2 rRNA genes (1 of these 2 cut by a window edge) are annotated in these 2,500 nt (G+C 53.8%); both read right to left on the bottom strand.

Annotation, left to right across the window (positions count from 1 at the left end):
* Window positions 1–10 precede the first annotated feature (10 nt).
* Window positions 11–125 (bottom strand): 5S ribosomal RNA (gene rrf, locus ABQ137_RS20610).
* 112 nt (window positions 126–237) lie between these two features.
* Window positions 238–2,500, bottom strand: a 23S ribosomal RNA gene (locus tag ABQ137_RS20615) (it continues 618 nt past the right edge of the window).

Here is a 2,500-nt window from a genome sequence, read left to right on the forward strand (position 1 = left end):
CGGGTAAAGCCCCTGGCGATGACCTACTCTCGCATGGCTTGAGCCACACTACCATCGGCGCAGCTGCGTTTCACTTCCGAGTTCGGGATGGGATCGGGTGGTTCCACAGCGCTAATTTCACCAGGGAGACGGTTGGAGCAGCGCTTGATAGCGCTCGTCTCGCATAGGTAACTTGTGACGTAGCTTGCGTTTGGTGATCTACCAACGTTCGTTGGGACCAAGGCAACTTGAGGTTATATGGTCAAGCCGCACGGATCATTAGTATCAGTTAGCTCAATACATTGCTGTACTTACACACCTGACCTATCAACCACATAGTCTATATGGTTCCTTTAGGGGGCTTGTGCCCCGGGAAGTCTCATCTTGAGGCGCGCTTCCCGCTTAGATGCTTTCAGCGGTTATCGCTTCCGAACATAGCTACCCGGCAATGCCACTGGCGTGACAACCGGAACACCAGAGGTTCGTCCACTCCGGTCCTCTCGTACTAGGAGCAGCCCCTCTCAAACTTCCAACGCCCATGGCAGATAGGGACCGAACTGTCTCACGACGTTCTGAACCCAGCTCGCGTACCACTTTAAATGGCGAACAGCCATACCCTTGGGACCGACTACAGCCCCAGGATGTGATGAGCCGACATCGAGGTGCCAAACACCGCCGTCGATATGAACTCTTGGGCGGTATCAGCCTGTTATCCCCGGAGTACCTTTTATCCGTTGAGCGATGGCCCTTCCATACAGAACCACCGGATCACTAAGACCTACTTTCGTACCTGCTTGATCCGTCGATCTTGCAGTCAAGCACGCTTATGCCTTTGCACACAGTGCGCGATGTCCGACCGCGCTGAGCGTACCTTCGTGCTCCTCCGTTACTCTTTAGGAGGAGACCGCCCCAGTCAAACTACCCACCATACACGGTCCCTGATCCGGATAACGGATCTAGGTTAGAACGTCAAGCACGACAGGGTGGTATTTCAAGGATGGCTCCACTGCAGCTAGCGCCACAGTTTCATAGCCTCCCACCTATCCTACACAGACGAACTCAACGTTCAGTGTAAAGCTATAGTAAAGGTTCACGGGGTCTTTCCGTCTTGCCACGGGAACGCTGCATCTTCACAGCGATTTCAATTTCACTGAGTCTCGGGTGGAGACAGCGCCGCTGTCGTTACGCCATTCGTGCAGGTCGGAACTTACCCGACAAGGAATTTCGCTACCTTAGGACCGTTATAGTTACGGCCGCCGTTTACTGGGGCTTCGATCAAGAGCTTCGCCTTGCGGCTGACCCCATCAATTAACCTTCCAGCACCGGGCAGGCGTCACACCCTATACGTCCACTTTCGTGTTTGCAGAGTGCTGTGTTTTTGATAAACAGTCGCAGCGGCCTGGTTTCTGCGACCCTCTTCAGCTATAGCTCGCATGAGCCACCAAAAAGGGTGCACCTTCTCCCGAAGTTACGGTGCCATGTTGCCTAGTTCCTTCACCCGAGTTCTCTCAAGCGCCTGAGAATTCTCATCCTACCCACCTGTGTCGGTTTACGGTACGGTCTTCGTGAGCTGAAGCTTAGGAGCTTTTCCTGGAAGCGTGGTATCAGTGACTTCGCCATAAAGGCTCGTCTCGGTGCTCGGTCTTAAAGGATCCCGGATTTGCCAAAGATCCAAACCTACCGCCTTTCCCCGGGACAACCAACGCCCGGTACACCTAACCTTCTCCGTCCCTCCATCGCACTCACGCGAGGTGCAGGAATATTAACCTGCTTCCCATCGACTACGGCTTTCGCCCTCGCCTTAGGGACCGACTAACCCTGCGTCGATTAACGTTGCGCAAGGAAACCTTGGGCTTTCGGCGTGCGGGCTTTTCACCCGCATTATCGTTACTCATGTCAGCATTCGCACTTCCGATACCTCCAGCAGACTTCTCAATCCACCTTCGCAGGCTTACGGAACGCTCCTCTACCGCGCATAAAACAAGTTTTATGCACCCCAAGCTTCGGTTCACTGCTTAGCCCCGTTAAATCTTCCGCGCAGACCGACTCGACCAGTGAGCTATTACGCTTTCTTTAAAGGGTGGCTGCTTCTAAGCCAACCTCCTGGCTGTCTATGCCTTTCCACATCGTTTTCCACTTAGCAGTGAATTTGGGACCTTAGCTGTGGGTCTGGGTTGTTTCCCTTTTCACGACGGACGTTAGCACCCGCCGTGTGTCTCCCGGATAGTACGTACTGGTATTCGGAGTTTGCAATGGTTTGGTAAGTCGCGATGACCCCCTAGCCATAACAGTGCTCTACCCCCAGTAGTATTCGTCCGAGGCGCTACCTAAATAGCTTTCGAGGAGAACCAGCTATCTCCGGGTTCGATTAGCTTTTCACTCCTAATCACAGCTCATCCCCGTCTTTTGCAACAGACGTGGGTTCGGGCCTCCAGTACCTGTTACGGCACCTTCACCCTGGCCATGACTAGATCACCCGGTTTCGGGTCTACTGCCCGCGACTATGCGCCCTTATCAGACT

The sequence above is a fragment of the Xanthomonas sp. WHRI 8393 genome, from assembly GCF_040203315.1.
GTDB classification, from domain to species: Bacteria; Pseudomonadota; Gammaproteobacteria; order Xanthomonadales; family Xanthomonadaceae; genus Xanthomonas; species Xanthomonas arboricola.